This window comes from Mobiluncus porci (assembly GCF_009695935.1).
Taxonomy (GTDB): Bacteria; Actinomycetota; Actinomycetes; order Actinomycetales; family Actinomycetaceae; genus Mobiluncus; species Mobiluncus porci.
Genome location: NZ_VUMY01000013.1, coordinates 34,581 through 50,416 on the forward strand (window position 1 = coordinate 34,581; position 15,836 = coordinate 50,416).

General features: G+C 55.6%; 14 protein-coding genes. 11 read left to right on the forward strand and 3 right to left on the reverse strand.

Going from position 1 to position 15,836, the window contains the following annotated elements; all coding sequences use genetic code 11:
* Positions 1 to 74 precede the first annotated feature (74 nt).
* The 4 genes from FYJ63_RS07700 to argH all read left to right on the forward strand — a co-directional run bounded on the left by FYJ63_RS07700 (position 75) and on the right by argH (position 4,641).
* Entirely contained in the window at positions 75 to 1,379 is a 1,305-nt protein-coding gene (locus FYJ63_RS07700; RefSeq protein ID WP_154545432.1) for an acetylornithine transaminase, read from the forward strand.
* Positions 1,372 to 1,869 carry an arginine repressor gene (locus tag FYJ63_RS07705; RefSeq protein WP_154545434.1) on the forward strand — a complete coding sequence of 166 codons (498 nt, stop codon included), beginning with the start codon at positions 1,372 to 1,374 and terminating at the stop codon, positions 1,867 to 1,869. The genes FYJ63_RS07700 and FYJ63_RS07705 overlap by 8 nt, the downstream gene beginning before the upstream one ends.
* Positions 1,870 to 1,895: 26 nt before the next feature.
* On the forward strand, positions 1,896 to 3,131 hold the full coding sequence (locus FYJ63_RS07710; RefSeq protein ID WP_154545436.1) for an argininosuccinate synthase: 1,236 nt from the start codon (positions 1,896 to 1,898) through the stop codon (positions 3,129 to 3,131).
* A 115-nt stretch (positions 3,132 to 3,246) separates the two neighbouring features.
* A complete protein-coding gene (gene argH / locus FYJ63_RS07715; protein WP_154545438.1) occupies positions 3,247 to 4,641 on the forward strand; it encodes an argininosuccinate lyase in 1,395 nt (464 codons plus the stop codon).
* A gap of 360 nt (positions 4,642 to 5,001) precedes the next feature.
* On the opposite strand, the gene msrA is transcribed toward argH, so the two are convergent.
* Complete coding sequence (gene msrA / locus FYJ63_RS07720) at positions 5,002 to 5,613, reverse strand: peptide-methionine (S)-S-oxide reductase MsrA (RefSeq protein WP_154545440.1); 612 nt, start codon at positions 5,611 to 5,613, stop codon at positions 5,002 to 5,004.
* A 51-nt stretch (positions 5,614 to 5,664) separates the two neighbouring features.
* Here msrA and FYJ63_RS07725 point away from each other — a divergent pair, with 51 nt between their 5' ends.
* The 6 genes from FYJ63_RS07725 to FYJ63_RS07750 all read left to right on the forward strand — a co-directional run bounded on the left by FYJ63_RS07725 (position 5,665) and on the right by FYJ63_RS07750 (position 13,455).
* On the forward strand, positions 5,665 to 6,078 hold the full coding sequence (locus tag FYJ63_RS07725; RefSeq protein WP_287848213.1) for a (deoxy)nucleoside triphosphate pyrophosphohydrolase: 414 nt from the start codon (positions 5,665 to 5,667) through the stop codon (positions 6,076 to 6,078).
* 138 nt (positions 6,079 to 6,216) lie between these two features.
* Complete coding sequence (locus tag FYJ63_RS07730; RefSeq protein ID WP_154545444.1) at positions 6,217 to 8,274, forward strand: OPT family oligopeptide transporter; 2,058 nt, start codon at positions 6,217 to 6,219, stop codon at positions 8,272 to 8,274.
* Between the two features lie 75 nt (positions 8,275 to 8,349).
* A complete protein-coding gene (locus FYJ63_RS07735) occupies positions 8,350 to 8,808 on the forward strand; it encodes a carboxymuconolactone decarboxylase family protein (protein WP_154545446.1) in 459 nt (152 codons plus the stop codon).
* A gap of 120 nt (positions 8,809 to 8,928) precedes the next feature.
* Positions 8,929 to 10,473, forward strand: coding sequence for an alanine/glycine:cation symporter family protein (locus FYJ63_RS07740; RefSeq protein WP_154545448.1), 1,545 nt, complete (start codon positions 8,929 to 8,931; stop codon positions 10,471 to 10,473).
* Between the two features lie 63 nt (positions 10,474 to 10,536).
* A complete protein-coding gene (gene tyrS / locus FYJ63_RS07745; protein WP_277028165.1) occupies positions 10,537 to 11,799 on the forward strand; it encodes a tyrosine--tRNA ligase in 1,263 nt (420 codons plus the stop codon).
* A gap of 24 nt (positions 11,800 to 11,823) precedes the next feature.
* Entirely contained in the window at positions 11,824 to 13,455 is a 1,632-nt protein-coding gene (locus FYJ63_RS07750; RefSeq protein ID WP_154545450.1) for a succinic semialdehyde dehydrogenase, read from the forward strand.
* A 3-nt stretch (positions 13,456 to 13,458) separates the two neighbouring features.
* On the opposite strand, the gene FYJ63_RS07755 is transcribed toward FYJ63_RS07750, so the two are convergent.
* On the reverse strand, positions 13,459 to 14,124 hold the full coding sequence (locus FYJ63_RS07755; protein ID WP_154545452.1) for a response regulator transcription factor: 666 nt from the start codon (positions 14,122 to 14,124) through the stop codon (positions 13,459 to 13,461).
* Positions 14,111 to 15,289 (reverse strand): sensor histidine kinase, encoded by a 1,179-nt coding sequence (locus tag FYJ63_RS07760; protein ID WP_154545454.1) that lies wholly within the window; start codon positions 15,287 to 15,289, stop codon positions 14,111 to 14,113. The genes FYJ63_RS07755 and FYJ63_RS07760 overlap by 14 nt, the downstream gene beginning before the upstream one ends.
* A 313-nt stretch (positions 15,290 to 15,602) precedes the next feature.
* Here FYJ63_RS07760 and FYJ63_RS07765 point away from each other — a divergent pair, with 313 nt between their 5' ends.
* Complete coding sequence (locus tag FYJ63_RS07765; protein WP_154545456.1) at positions 15,603 to 15,797, forward strand: hypothetical protein; 195 nt, start codon at positions 15,603 to 15,605, stop codon at positions 15,795 to 15,797.
* Positions 15,798 to 15,836: the final 39 nt, after the last annotated feature.

The window sequence follows — 15,836 nt, forward strand, 5'->3', positions numbered from 1 at the left end:
ATCCAACCGGAGACAACAGGGCTTGAACATGAGTCAAAAGACAGATCCCCACGACTCATTTGGGAAGGAAAACAATGAAAGCAGATGACTGGATTCAACGTTATGAAAACTCCATAATGAACACTTTTGGTCGCCCCCAAACGGTTCTCGCCCGCGGGGCGGGGTGCTTTGTGTGGGATGAGGACGGACACCAGTATCTCGATCTTCTGGGCGGCATTGCCGTAAACGCGCTCGGACACGGACACCCCAATATGGTGAAAGCTCTGACCGCCCAAATCCAAACCCTCGGTCATATCAGTAATTTCTTCGCCTCCTCGGTTCAAATCGAAGCCGCGGAAAAGATTCTACAAATTGTTGAACCCGGCGGCGCCCCCGAGGGCTCGCGCGTGTTTTTCGCCAACTCCGGAACGGAAGCGAACGAGGCGGCTTTCAAAATCGTGCGGGCGCGCGGGGCTAGACTTGCCGCCGAAAACCCCGGTGAGCCGCCGCGCACTCGGATTCTTGCCCTGGAAAATGCATTCCACGGGAGGACCATGGGTTCGCTTTCCTTGACTTATAAAGATGCCTATCGGGCTCCTTTTGAACCGCTACCGGCTCGGGTCGAGTTCATTCCCTACGCGATGGCCGCCTTGGAGCGGGCCTTTGAAGGGGAACGGGGGCGTGACATTGCGGCCCTGTTTATTGAACCGATTCAAGGAGAGGCGGGGGTTCGTCCCCTTTCCGAACATTTTTTGCGGCTGGCTCGCGAGATGACCGCGAAGGCGGGCGCGCTGCTGGTTGTGGATGAAGTTCAGACCGGTATGGGGCGCACCGGTACCTGGATGGCGCACCACGCTGCGGGAATTATTCCCGACGTGGTCACTTTGGCGAAAGGCCTCGGCGCCGGATTCCCGGTGGGGGCTTGTGTGGCGCTGAACCAAGAGGCCGCGACAGTCCTCGGGCCGGGGATGCACGGCTCGACTTTCGCTGGAAACCCGCTGGCCGCGGCGAGTGTCCTGACGACCATAAACACGATTGAAGAAGAGGGTCTGTTGGCTAATGCGCGGGAAGTGGGAGAAATCTGGAGCCGCGAGATTATTGCTCTGAACCATCCGCTCATCTCCGAAGTGCGGGGTCCGGGTCTGCTGTTGGGAATCGGCCTGACAACTCCTCTCGCGAAGCCGCTGGCAGCGGAACTGTTCCGGCAGGGGTTCATTGTCAACGCCCCGGACACGTTCACGATTCGGCTTGCGCCGCCGCTGATTATTTCGGCGCCGCAAACCCGCATGTTCACCAAGGCGCTACCCGAGATTCTGGATCAAGTCGCCCACGACGTCGAGATGCAAGTTTCCCAAGGAAAGCCGGTTGGGGAACGTCGCGAAGGGAGTCACCATGTCTGACACCATCACTCGAGGTATGTCTTCTAAAGTATCGCGACATGCGGCGATAGCCAGGTTACTGAAGGAAAAACCCGTCCGTTCCCAGGGGAGCCTCCAGATTCTTCTCGAGTCTGCTGGATTCAACGTGACCCAGGCAACTTTGTCACGAGACCTGGAGGAACTTGGAGCCATGAAAGTGCGCGACCCCGATGGAGGCCAGCGCTATGCCTTGGGGGCTTCTTTGGATTCTGAAGAGATTCCACTGACCCTTCCCGGGAGTCTGGAACGCTGGATTTCCCAACTTCTCATTGAAGCGCGAGCGGCTTTGAACCAGGTCGTCTTGCGGACGCCTTCCGCGGTGGCCTCGGCTTTGGCTGCCGCCATAGATAAAGAAGATCTTGACGGGGTTCTCGGCTGTATAGCTGGAGATGACACCGTTTTAATCATCTGTGCCGACGAAACCAGAGCGAACCAGCTTTGCGCGGAAATCCAACAGATGACTCATCAATAATGGAATACAAAACACTAGGGAGAATCATGGCAAAGAAACGCATCGTGCTGGCCTACTCAGGTGGACTGGACACTTCGGTCGCGATTGGCTGGATGAAAGAAAAACTCGACAGCGAGGTTATTGCGGTCTCGGTCGATGTGGGTCAGGGGGGAGAAGACCTGGAAGTCATCCGTCAACGAGCGCTCGATTGCGGAGCCGTAGAGGCCTATGTTGCGGATGCGAAAGACGAGTTTGCCAACGAATACTGTATGCCCGCTTTGCAAGCTAACGGGATGTATGAAGGTAAATATCCGCTGGTCTCCGCCTTGAGTCGCCCTCTGATTTCCAAACACCTCGTGATGGCCGCCAAACAGTTTGGGGCTTCCACCATGGCTCACGGCTGTACCGGAAAAGGCAACGACCAGGTGCGTTTCGAGGTGTCATTCACCTCACTGGCTCCGGATTTGGATTGCGTCTCACCGATTCGTGATTTGGCCTTGCAGCGTGATGTTTCCATTGCCTATGCCGAGGAACACCATTTGCCGATTGAGACCACGAAACACAACCCCTTCTCGATTGACCAAAACGTGTGGGGACGCGCTATCGAGACCGGATATCTGGAAGACCTGTGGAACGCGCCCACAAAGGACGTCTACAACTACACCGATGATCCCGCGTTTGCGGGTATCCCCGATGAAGTCATTATTACCTTCGAAAAAGGCTTACCCGTAGCCGTGGACGGGGTGAAGATGACGCCGCTCGAGGTCATCCAGGAAATGAATCGGCGCGCCGGCGCGCAAGGCGTGGGGCGTATCGATATGGTGGAAGACCGGCTGGTGGGGATTAAAGCTCGCGAGGTCTATGAGGCTCCGGGAGCGGTGGCTTTGATTACGGCTCACCAAGCGTTGGAGGACCTGACCTTGGAGCGGCTCCAGTTGCGCTATAAGCGTCAGCATGTTGATCCTGTATGGTCAGACCTCGTTTACGAAGCCCAGTGGAATTCTCCTTTGAAGAAGTCACTAGATGCTTTCATCGCTCACACCCAGGACTATGTCTCCGGAGAGATTCGCATGACCCTGCATGGGGGGCGCGCGGTGGTGAACGGACGCCGCTCGGAGGCCTCTCTTTACGATTTCAAGCTGGCTACCTACGATTCTGGAGACACCTTCAACCAGGCTGCCTCCAGGGGTTTCATCGAGATTTACGGTTTGCAATCGAAGCTCGCCGCGGCACGCGATGTGAAGTTCGGGAAGGGCATCCAGCTCGAGGCCTCGAATTTGTGAGCTAGTTATGTGGGATGACGCGCCTAACTCTTACGATTTTTGAATTTATTGCCTTATACGGCAATAAATTCAAAAATCGTATGTTGTAGGCGGAGTAAACGGAAAGGACAAGATTTTGGGCATCGCATTATGGGGAGGTCGCTTCCAAGGAGGGCCGTCGGAGGCGCTGGCGGCTTTGTCGGTATCGACCCAGTTCGACTGGCGTTTGGCAGACTACGACCTGCAAGGCTCACTCGCGCATGCGCACGCCCTGCAAGACGCGGGCCTCCTGAATGACGAAGAATATGCCGACATGGTGGCGGCCCTGCGACTCCTGCGTGAGGATGTGGCCTCCGGTGCTTTCACCTATTCCCCCGAGGATGAAGACGTGCATACCGCCTTGGAACGCGGACTGTTGGAGCCGCAATATGCCGGAGCGGAACTCGCCGGTAAACTTCGCGCCGGACGGTCTCGCAATGACCAGATTGCCACCCTGATTCGTATGTACCTGCGGGATGCCTCCGCCCATATGCGAGGGCTCCTGGTGGCCTTATGCGAGGCCATCCTGGGGCAGGCCGAGGCTGCGGGAAACCATATTATGCCTGGTCGTACCCACATGCAGCACGCTCAGCCGGTGCTGGTTGCGCATCACCTCATGGCGCATTTCTGGCCGCAGTTACGAAACCTCTCGCGGTTGGCGGATTGGGGAAAACGCAATGACCAGTCTCCCTACGGTGGGGGAGCACTGGCGGGAAATACCCTCGGGCTCGACCCGGAGCTGGTGGCTCGTGAGCTGGGATTTTCCGAAGTGTGTCCGAACTCGATTGACGGCACCTCTTCTCGGGATGTTGTCTTGGAATTCCTCTATATCCTGACCCAGGTAGCGGTGGATCTTTCGCGGCTGGCCGAGGAAGTTGTGATTTGGAATACGGCCGAGTTCGGCTACGTGACCTTGGATGATTCCTATTCAACGGGGTCGAGCATCATGCCTCAAAAGAAAAATCCGGATGTGGCGGAACTGGCTCGGGGGAAAGCGGGGCGCCTCGTGGGAGACCTAGCAGGGCTGTTGACCACGATGAAGGGCCTCCCGCTGGCATACGACCGCGACCTGCAAGAAGACAAGGAGCCGGTCTTTGACGCCATTGATACCCTCGAAGTCCTCTTGCCGGCGGTGACTGGGATGGTCCAGACGATGCAGGTGCATTACGAGCGCCTCGAGTCGCTCGCCACCGCGGGCTTTTCCCTTGCCACAGACGTAGCGGAGTGGCTGGTGAAGCGGGGAATGCCGTTCCGGAGAGCCCACGAGGTTTCTGGAGCCTGCGTAGCGCTGGCTGAATCGCGCGGGGTCGGGCTGGAAGACCTGAGCGATGCCGATTTTGCCTCGGTAAACCCGCTGTTGACTCCGGAGGTGCGGACGGTTCTTTCTGGGCCAGGATCGGTGGCGGCGCGTCAAGGGAAAGGCGGAACTGCTCCGGAGCGAGTCGCGGAACAGCTGGCCGCTGCCGGGGAGGCTTTGGCGCAATACCGCTAAATTGCGGTGCGACGTGACTCATCGGGAATCAGTTGCCAAAAAATGCAGACAAAGAAGCGCCTCGATGTGAAGTATTTTTCATTTCGTGCTACCATTGAGTTGTCAGACAAGTTAAGGATTGATGCAGGTCAGTCACAATATGGTCTGGCGAGAAAATCGAAAAGGAGGTGAAGAAAATGGAAATCAAGAAACTGTGGAAGAAGATGACTTCTCATCCGTTGGCTATCAACGCTGATGTTGTGCTGGCTGAGGCTTATGCCACGAATATGAGGGAGGAAATGTTCCGTGATCGCTAAGGGGGACGATTCGAAACATAAGCGGACGAGGATGTCCGCTTTTTTTGTGCCCAAAATGGGCTCTTCAAAGTTGGGGCGCTTCGCAAACAAAGCCCTTGAAGCCGTGGTTGCAATATCCGTTCGGGTGTTTGAACAAATAAGCTTGATGGTAGTTTTCCGCTAACCAAAAATCACTGTCTGCGGCATCCATAATCGAGGTTGTGATTGGTCCTCGGCCGGCATCGGAAAGTGTTGCTCCGAATGTTTCCCGAGATTTTTCCGCTAAGGTACGTTGCTCGTCCGTTGTCACCGCGATTAGAGAACGATACTGGGGTCCCCGATCATTGCCCTGGCGGTCGCCTTGGGTGGGGTCGTGGTTTTCCCAAAATACCTTCAGAAGCTCTCCCGCTGAAGTTACGCTCGGGTCATACACCACCCGCACGGTTTCCGCGTGGCCGGTCTGACCAGTACAGACCTCTTCATAGGTTGGCGCGGGCCAATCGCCTCCGAAATAGCCTACGGCGGTGTTCAGTACGCCAGGTTGTTGCCAGAAGATTCTCTCCACACCCCAGAAACAGCCCATAGCAAAGTAAATGACTTCGTAAGGTTCACGCCACGGACCTTCTATCGGGGTTTTCAAAACAGGGTGAATCCCCGGCAATCCTGGCTCGCAGATATCTTCGAATCCAAAACTCATGCTCTCAGTGTGGCATTTTGGTGGGGAATTGTCCTGGGATAGGCTGGTTTGGTGTTTACCCCAATAGTGGTCGCAGCGGCGATTGTGGATAACCTGACCGAACCCAAGAAAATCTTGGGCGCACAACGGTCGTACCCCGAAAAATGGCGCGGATTCTTCGAGTTCCCCGGCGGGAAAACCGAGGCTGGGGAAACTCCGGAAGAAGCCCTGCGCCGCGAAATATTAGAAGAACTCCACGCAGAAATCCGCATTGGTAGACAGCTTGCTGGCACCTGGCCCGCCCACGGCGGCTATGAAATGCTCGTATTCCTCGCTGAATTTGCCCCCGGGGCTAAACCCCAAGTGGGAGAAGCTCACTTGGGTCTCGAGTGGATAGAGATTAGTAATCCCCAACAGCTACGCTGGCTTCCCGCGGACGGACCCATCTTGGAAGCCATTGTGACGCACTTGAAAACACCGCAGTAAGACGCACTTGTAAAGCAACACCTCTGGTACCTATTCACGAGTAATGCCTTCTTGGTGATAAGTTAGACCCCAGGTAAAATCCTCCCCCAGAAGAGGAGCGGTTCCAATAACGAAACTAAAGAAGAAGGCGAGAAACCCTTGTCCACTCAAAATACTCAGCCGCCGACAAAAACCGGTGGCAACGTTGCCCATCCGTACCGAGAACTTACTATCAGGGCCGTCATTGTTGGCGGGTTGATTACCCTCATCTTCACGGCTGCCAATGCCTACCTGGGTCTGAAAGTCGGGCTCACTTTCGCGACCTCCATTCCGGCAGCCGTGATTTCGATGGCGATTCTGCGGTATTTCAAAGACCACACGGTGGTGGAAAACAATATTGTGCAAACCATCGCCTCGGCGGCGGGCACGCTTTCCGCGATTATCTTCGTGATTCCCGGCCTCGTCATGGTCGGCTATTGGTCCGGTTTCCCCTACTGGGAGACCACCGCAGTTTGTATCGTGGGCGGAATCCTCGGTGTGACCTATTCCATTCCGCTGCGCCGCGCGCTGGTGACCGGTTCTGACCTTCCCTATCCGGAAGGTGTGGCGGCCGCGGAAGTGCTGAAAGTTGGCGACGAAAGTGGTTCGGCAGAAGAAAATCACCGCGGCTTGATGGTCATCATCTGGGGTGGTATCGCCTCTGCAGCCTACTCGCTGCTGGCGGCGATGAAAGCCGTAGCTGGGTCACTGTCAATGCCGTTCAAGGTCGGCGCGGGCGGAACCATGGTCGCCGGCTCGTTTTCGCTGGCTTTGATGGGGGTCGGACACCTGGTCGGTCCCGCAGTGGGCGTGGCAATGATGGTCGGTTTCCTCCTGTCTTACGGGATTCTCCTGCCGGTTTTGACCCAGGGGCGTCTTGGTGAAGGTGAACTTGGCGACGTGGTGAGCGCTGTCTTTGCTCAAGACGTCCGGATGATCGGCGCCGGGGCCATGGCCGTGGCCGCCGTGTGGACGCTTTTGAAAATTATTGGCCCCATCATCAAGGGCATTAAGGAATCGCTGGCCTCTTCCTCAAAGCGCAACGCGGGGGAGAAGCTTCCCATTACGGAACAAGATATTCCCTTCAAATATGTCGTTATCATCACTCTGGCTTCGATGATTCCGATTGGGCTTTTGCTGTGGAACTTCCTTCGGAACTCCCCGATCTCCCAGCATCTTCCGGCGCTTATCTTCTTGAGCATCATCTTCACCCTGCTGATTGGGCTCATCGTGGCCTCAATCTGTGGGTACATGGCCGGTCTTATCGGCGCCTCCAACTCCCCGATTTCCGGAGTCGGCATCATCGTCGTGGTTGCTGCCGCGCTTTTGATCCTCTTGGTGACCGGAAGCGAGCATCAAACCCACCCGACCGAACTCACAGCCTACACGCTGTTTACGGCGGCCATTGTTTTCGGTATCGCCACGATTTCGAATGATAATCTCCAGGATTTGAAGACCGGCCAGCTTGTGGGCGCTACCCCGTGGAAACAGCAGGTCGCGCTGATTATCGGTGTCATCTTCGGCTCTATCGTCATTCCGCCAGTGCTCCAGCTCCTGATGGGAAGCTTCGGCTTCTTGGATGTCAACGGTGAACTCGTCGGGGGCCACGCCGGTAGCACGCTTGAAAACGCCCTCCAGGCTCCGCAAGCCACCCTGCTTTCCGCCATCTCCAACGGTATTTTCGGCGGCTCCATGAACTGGAGCCTGTTCGGGATCGGGGCAATCATCGGGGTCGTAGTCGTCATCATTGACGAAATCCTCGGACGCACCACGCGCTTCCACCTGGCTCCACTCGCAGTCGGCATGGGCATGTATTTGAACATTTCCACCACCCTCATCATCACCATCGGGGCTTTCGTGGGACGCGCCTACAATATGTGGGCCGCGAAACAAACCAATCCGGAGCAGTCCAAACGCTACGGCGTTTTGCTCGCGACCGGATTGATCGTAGGAGACTCCCTGTTCGGGATTCTGAACGCTGCCATTATTGGTGCCACCGGTAATGCTGACGCTCTCGGTGTGGTCCCTGACGTTTTCGAACCGTTCGGGAAGATCCTCGGCTTTATTATCTTCGTGGGGCTCCTCGTGGCCTGCTACCGCAAGGTGAAGCAGGTTTCTCGCGAATCTGCGAAGAGCGGCGCCGAGCCAGAAGCGGCAGGAGACGCGGCCACGAAATAGCTCTTAACTTCCGCTAGCGCGGGACACCCGACTGTGGGAAACTAAGGAGACGTAAAAGTTTCGAAGGAGAAAAACATGGCTCGTGTCCCGTATCTTGATAAAGCATTTCCGGAAGTGAACCAGGTCTGGAACGAGGTGAGCGCCAAGCTCAAGGAAGTCTATGCGGAAGTCGGGCTGGAGATGAGCCTAATTGAGCTGGTTTGTGTCCGCTCCAGCCAGATGAACCGCTGCGGGACTTGCCTCTCGATTCACGTCCCTCGAGCTCTCGAGGCGGGTGTGACCCAGCGGCAGATTGATATTTTGCCGTCTTGGCGAGAGTCGGGAGACGAGTTCAGCGCCCAGGAGAAAGCCGCGCTGGATCTCACCGAACAGCTTGTACGGCTGCCCGAAGGCGTGAGGAACTCTGGAGCAGGAGAGCGCGCGCTCACGTTCTTCAATGAGCAACAAGTGGCGGCCCTCGAATGGTGCATCATCATGATTTCGGCGAATAATCGGGTTTCGATTGCGTCGCATCATCCGGTTCGTAAGTACTGAGATAGTTTTGCGGAGCTTCGTCTGAACCGCTCTCGCGGTGTTTCAAGGCATTAATGGAGTTAGCGAACCTTGCGGTAAACTTCTGGGGTGGAAACGTATTCCACACTAAGGAGAAATAAATTGTTACCACTGATTTATGCCGCGACCGAGAAAGAACCGTCGGCTTACGAAAAAATTAACAAAATTGTGGCCGATGCTATCGGCAATGCCTACGGAGTGAGTATCGCCTATACCCTCATCGTGGTGTTGCTCGGATTCGGCATTTACGCCACAATCCGGACTGGCGCGGTTCAGTTCACTATGTTCGGAAAAATGTGGAAAACCGTCCTGGGGTCTCGTAAAGGCGCCGAAGGTGGGATTTCTTCCTTCCAAGCCTTTGCAGTGGGGCTCGCCGACCGGATCGGCACCGGCAACATTGCTGGTGTCGCCATCGCTATCACCGTGGGCGGAGCGGGTTCGATTTTCTGGATGTGGGTAGTGGCTCTCATCGGGATGGCCAGCGCCTTTATAGAGGCGACACTGGCGCAGTTGTTCAAAGTACGCAACCCTGACGGCACCTTCCGCGGCGGTCCAGCGTTTTACATCGAACGTGGCTTGGGCTCGAGAACCTGGGGCTCGATTTTCGCGGTGCTCCTAATCTTCACCTACGCCTTCACTTTCCAACTTATCCAATCCAACACTTTGGCCGGTCTTGCCAAGGCTAACTTCGGAATGCCGACCTACGCGACGGGGCTGCTTCTCGTAGCGATAACTGCGCCGTTCTTCATTATGGGCATTCGCTCGGTGGCGCGGATTGCTGAATACTTGGCTCCGTTGATGGCTCTGATTTACATGGTGCTGGCCTTGATCGTGATTGTGGAAAACATCGGTCAACTCGGCGCGGTTCTCACCATGATTTTCCAAGGAGCCTTCGGGGTTAACTCGATGGCAGGGGGAGCTCTCGGTGGGTTCTACGCTGCGTTGATGAACGGGACAAAACGCGGTCTGTATTCCAACGAGGCCGGCATGGGTTCCGCCCCGAACGCAGCCGCCACCGCGACCGTGTCTCACCCGGTCAAGCAGGGCTTTATCCAGTCTCTCGGCGTGTTTGTCGACACCATCATGGTTTGTACTGCCACTGCTTTCATCGTTTTGCTGGGAGGCGTTTACGACCCGAATGCGGCCGAACAGCCCTCCGACGGCGCCGCTTTGACTGTAGACTCGCTAGCCTCTCTCGGCGGCTGGACCAAACCGGTGGTTCTCATCGTTATCTTCATGTTCGTTTATTCGACCTTGCTGGGGAATTTCAGCTACGCCGAAGGCAACATCAAATATCTCCTCGGCATTGAAAACAAGGCCGGCATCGTCAAAGCCATCTGTATCATTGCGGTCTTCCTGGGTTCGGTGCTTTCCCTCAAAGTGGTGTGGAATCTGGGAGACTGGACGGCCGCACTAATGGCCATCATGAACCTCGTGGCATGTTTCCTGCTGTTCAAGTGGGCTTTGGGAGCGCTCAAAGATTACAAGCACCAGCTAGAGACCAAGCCCGAGGCCGAGATCCAGTTCTGTTCCACAGATAACGAGTTTATGCCCGGCGTTCTCCCCACCGATATTTGGACGCGGGAAGGTATTGAGAGTGGGCGCAATATCTCGAGCGACCCCAACTCCTGGGAGCACGAGGATTAAGCTTTTCTCCGATTTCCCGATACCCTCGAAGTAGTGTTCATAAGTTGTAGATAAGGAGTAGCAGTGAGCGACTTAATAGATGAACTGGAGTGGCGTGGACTCATCAAGCAGCATACCGATTTGGAGACGCTTAGAAAGGCTCTGAACGAAACCCAAGTCACCTTCTATTGTGGCTTCGACCCGACTGCGGCGTCTTTACATCACGGGCATCTGGTTCAGCTCATCATGATGCGCCACCTGCAACTTGCTGGACACCACCCCATAGCGCTGGTGGGCGGGGCAACCGGACTCATCGGAGACCCGCGGATGACCCAGGAACGTCAGCTCCACGATAAGGCGACAGTGGCCGAGTGGGTCGAAAGACTCAAGGCTCAGATTGAGAAGTTTTTGGATTTCGAGGGGGACAACCCCGCGCGAATGGTCAACAATCTCGACTGGACCGAACCCCTGTCTGCTATCGATTTGCTGCGTGACCTTGGGAAAAACTTCCGTATGGGAACCATGCTCGCGAAGGATGCGGTAGCAAGGCGTCTCCAGAGCGAAGAAGGCATTTCCTTTACTGAATTCTCCTACCAAATCCTCCAGGCCAACGATTTCCTCCAGCTTTACCGCAAATACGGGGCCACCCTGGAAACCGGTGGGAACGACCAGTGGGGGAACCTCGTCGGCGGCATGGATCTGATTCATAAAATCGAGGGCGCTGATGTTCACGTCATGACGACACCGCTCATCACCAAGTCGGATGGAACCAAGTTCGGAAAATCCGAGGGTGGCGCCATCTGGCTTGATCCCGAGATGCTGAGTCCCTACGCGTTCTACCAATTCTGGTTGAATGTCGAAGACGCGGATGTGGTTCACTTCTTGAAGGTGTTCACGTTCCTGCCGCGCGAAGAAATCGAGGAACTGGAACGCCAAACTGCGGAGAATCCCGGCGCGCGCGCGGCGCAACGTGCGCTCGCCGAGGCGGTTACCACCCTCGTCCACGGGGAATCCGAAACCGAGCGGGTGAAAGAGGCCTCGGCGGCCCTGTTCGGACGTGGGGATCTTCGCGCAGTAGATGGCAAGACTTTGGTCGCGGCCACTTCTGACCTGCCTCGAGCCGCGGTGACGGTGGATCGAACCACCATCCTCGACCTGCTGGTTGATTCGGGATTGGAAAAAGGCATCGGGGCCGCCAAGCGCACGATTGCCTCCGGTGGCGCCTATATCAACAACGAGAAGGTCTCCGAGGAGAATCGCACTATCACCTCGGAAGATGTTCTTCCCGGTGATGTCGTTTTGTTCCGCCGCGGCAAGCGCCAGCTCGGCGTGGGGACGCTAAGCTAAGTATGACGAGCAAAGGAGCTACGAATGTCAACTGTTGAATCGACCCTGGAAACTGAAACCTCCCAGACAACCGAGGCTCCCGCCTCAGCTAGCGCCATTCACCGGCGTTGCGAGGAATCTTTCCATCATTTTGTGAAGGATATCTATGAGACGGTGAATCTCCCCGCGGATCGGCCTTTGCGCCACGTGAAGTCTCCGCTGACGAGTCTGGAGGCCACCGGAGTCCCGCAAGCTACCTTGGAGGATCTGGAGGACGCGGTCGCGCGGGCCAAGGCGGCGCAAAAACGCTGGGCGAAAACTCCCGCTTCTGTGCGTTCCCAGTGGCTGTTGCGGTTGCACGATTTGTTGTGGAAAAACGCCGCCGAGATGATGGACATTATCCAGTGGGAGTCGGGCAAATCCCGCTACCACGCCTTTGATGAAATCCAGGACGTGGCTCTCAACAGCCGCTACTACGCCCGCACCTTGTCCCATGTTCTGCGAGACGAACGGCGCCGTGGTGCCTTCCCGGTTTTGACCCAGACGACCGTCATGTACGCCCCGAAGGGGCTCGTCGGAGTGATTGCGCCGTGGAACTATCCCCTCGCGATGGGGATTTCGGATGCGATTGCGGCAATTGCGGCCGGAAACGCAGTCGTGACGAAACCGGATTCCAACACGCCCTTGACGGTTATCGCGGCGAAAGCGCTGATGGTTCGAGCCGGTCTTGATCCCGACTTGTTTACTATCGTCCCGGGTCGCGGCTCGGTTATCGGGACTCCGCTTATCGCCAGTGTGAACTACATGATGTTCACCGGCTCCACCAAGACCGGTCGTTCCATTGCCGCCCAGGCCGGGGAGAACTTGATCGGGGTCAGCGCCGAACTCGGCGGGAAGAACCCGATGATTGTCTTGGCGGATGCGAATGTGGATGCGGCGGTGAAGGGGCTCATCCGCGGAGCCTTTTCCAATGGCGGACAGCTCTGTGTTTCTATCGAGCGGCTCTATGTCCACGACTCGATTTATGAAGAATTCAAACAGAAACTCGTGGCGACCGTGGAGGCTATGCGGATTGAGGCCTCGCTCGATTGGGACGTGGATATGGGCGTGATGGTTTCCGACGACCAGCTCCACACCGTGGAAACCCAGGTTAATGACGCTCTCGACAAGGGCGCCTTCCCGCTGGTGGGGGCACGTCGACTTCCGGAGGTGGCTCCGACCGCCTATGCGCCGACGATTCTTGAGGGCGTGAAGGAAGGCATGGAGGTGTTCAACCACGAAACCTTCGGGCCGGTTGTGTCCCTCTATCGGTTCCACACCGATGAACAAGCGATCGCTCTGGCCAATGACACGAACTATGGCCTGAACTCCTCGATTTGGGGGAATCCTTCACACGCTTTCGCGGTGGCTCGCCAGATTGAGACCGGAACTGTGAACATCAACGAGGGCTTTACTGCCGCTTGGGGGTCGATGGATGCGCCCATGGGTGGCTGGAAGGAATCCGGCATCGGAAGACGCCACGGGATTGAGGGCATCCGGAAATATATGGAGGCCAAGACTATCGCGGTGCAAAACCGCGCGGTGCCGATTGCCCCGATTCTCGGTCTTTCTAAGCAGCAATACGCGGGCGTTCTCACTTTCGCTTTGAAGGCGCTACGCTGGCTGCGTTTTAAGTAAACGCTAGAGTAAGCCGCTTTTGGCCGCCTTGTAGGCCAGTTGGACTCGGCGGGTTCCCATCTGGGAAAGAGCTTCCTTGATGTAGGTGGTGGCGCTGGCCTCGGTCACCCCAATTAGCCGCGCTATTTCGCGGTTGGTAAGCCCTTTTGCTAGACCAACCACCACCTTCTGGTGGCGCGGAGACAGCTCGTGGTACTTGGCCATGAATTCCTCATCGACTTCCGGCGTGCCTTTGACATAGAAATCAGTGATGCGCTTGAGTGGTTCAGTGCCGAGAACCTGCTCGCCGCGCAAGGCTTTCTCGCAAGCCTCCCGGATTTCCCCAACCGTTGATTCCTTCGTCAAGAAGCCCCGAGCTCCCGAACTGAGCGCTTGTTGAAGACTCTCGGGGCGTTCAAAAGCGGTTAACATCAACACGACACAGTTGGGATGAACCGCATTCAGCCGCTGCAGAGTTTCAATTCCATCAAGACCTGGCATCGTCACGTCCAGGAGCATGACATCGAAATCTGTGTTGTCGGCAATCTCTAGGGCCTCTTCCCCGCTTGTAGCCTTTGCTACCACCTCAAGCCTTGGATTGGCATTCAGGGCTTTGACTGTGTTTTCGCGATAAATCTCATCGTCATCAACAAAAAGAACCCGAATCGTTCCCGAATTATTTTGAGTCATTGTCTTCCTCCTTCTTTGAAACAAGAGGTAACTCTATGCGGAGAAACCACATGTCTCCTTGGCTTTCCGCTTGAAGTTTTCCACCGTGGGCGAGCACCCGGCGGTCAATAATGGCCAGTCCCATGCCGCCGCTGTTTATTGGGTCACCGGCTCCCTCGGCAATCAAGTTGGCGGTTTCAAAAGACACCGTGCCATCGTCCAGACTCAAATCCATGAAGGCAGCAGAGTTGGCCGGAGCATATTTAACCAAGTTCGTCACTGCCTCCCGGGCGCAATACTCAATCACCCGCGCGATGGTTTGACTAATCTCGGCGCTAATATCGTCAGAAATGCTGGTCCTCAGAGTGATGCCGCTTCCTCTTGCGATATCCTCACAAGCCTGAAGTGTTCCGGGCAGGTCAACCTTGATGCGCTTCTTGGCGTGTCTTCCCTCAAGGATCTGCATGGTGTCACGCAGTTCCCCCAAGGCAAAACGCGACTCGTCGATTATGGTTTTCAACGAGTGTATTTCCCTAGCTTGCCTGGTTTCATCAAGACCGTCCTCTACTACTTGGGCAATGGAGATAATGCGTGAAAGAGAAGCGGCAGTAGTGTCATGAAGCTGAGCGGAAAGATTCTGGCGCAGTTTGAGACTCTGCTCCGCGCTTTGCTCCCGCTCGGAGACGATTTTCTCCACCAGTTGCATATTTCGATCTTGATACATCCGCAATGTGTAGCCAGCTGCCGCTGCCGCCACGTTGAGTAGGAGCAGCAGCATCATAGCGCCAGGAAGGAATCTGCCTCCCGGGACAGAAAATGCTACGGAGTTGAGAACAAGAAAAAGCCAACCTGTCTTGAATCTGCGGTGCAGGAACTGCTCAAAAACCACAATCAGGATAAAGAACCCCACGAGTCCCAGAGTCCCCCAAGGGGCAAGCAGCAAGAAAGCGATGGTGAGTTCAACGACCCAAGAACCCCAACGGGGAAAGAACAAGTAGCATACTACCGCAACTAATGATGTGATTTCGTAGATTGCATCTAGGGCGCTTTGCTGGAGGAAGATAGTGTCAGTCGTTACTGCCACTACCGGCACAATCGTTAAAATTTTAAAACGTAAATCGCCAAAGTTTTCAAACGGCGATTGAAATTTTTTGATACCACTGGTCGTTCTGGCTGGTTTAGACACGTTTTAAATGCTACCTGCCTTCGCAAAGCCAGGGGAAAAGTTTGCAGACTGGCGAATTGACAACGGTGATGTCGAGAGAATCGGAAGGCGTAGCAATTACCGAGGTACTTAATAGCGTTAATGACACCATCACTGCTGAGAGTACGTGCATTTCAGTTTCTTCCACTGGTTACTCTTTATATTTGTGTGCTATCACTGTACAAGTGTCTTGTGACCCTCCCAAAATTGGGACTCCCAATTTTGGGACCTTGGAACCTGTTTGAGGTGGCTGTAAGTTGAACTAAAAAACCGTTCCCTTGAAAGGAACACTCCCATGAAAGCTATCAAATTCGCATCCGCTCTTGCCGTAGCAGCCACAATGTCCCTGGGCGGAATCACCGTGGCAAATGCAGACAATAACCCTGTTGGCGACCTGAATTCTGGAGGAGTCAACCAAGACATCATGGCGGTAGGTTGTTCCTTCACGGTGATTACCAACAATAGCTGGACATTTGCGGAGGGTGAATAATTGCTCGGCTGGAAAACAACTTAGAGCAGTTAAACCTTA

Coding starts and splice junctions, on each gene's coding strand:
- FYJ63_RS07705 (WP_154545434.1), top strand. CDS start 1,372: ATGTCTGACACCATCACTCGAGGTATGTCTTCTAAAGTATCGCGACAT.
- FYJ63_RS07710 (WP_154545436.1), top strand. CDS start 1,896: ATGGCAAAGAAACGCATCGTGCTGGCCTACTCAGGTGGACTGGACACT.
- msrA (WP_154545440.1), bottom strand. CDS start 5,613: ATGAGTTTTGGATTCGAAGATATCTGCGAGCCAGGATTGCCGGGGATT.
- FYJ63_RS07750 (WP_154545450.1), top strand. CDS start 11,824: ATGTCAACTGTTGAATCGACCCTGGAAACTGAAACCTCCCAGACAACC.
- FYJ63_RS07735 (WP_154545446.1), top strand. CDS start 8,350: ATGGCTCGTGTCCCGTATCTTGATAAAGCATTTCCGGAAGTGAACCAG.
- FYJ63_RS07765 (WP_154545456.1), top strand. CDS start 15,603: ATGAAAGCTATCAAATTCGCATCCGCTCTTGCCGTAGCAGCCACAATG.
- FYJ63_RS07755 (WP_154545452.1), bottom strand. CDS start 14,124: ATGACTCAAAATAATTCGGGAACGATTCGGGTTCTTTTTGTTGATGAC.
- FYJ63_RS07700 (WP_154545432.1), top strand. CDS start 75: ATGAAAGCAGATGACTGGATTCAACGTTATGAAAACTCCATAATGAAC.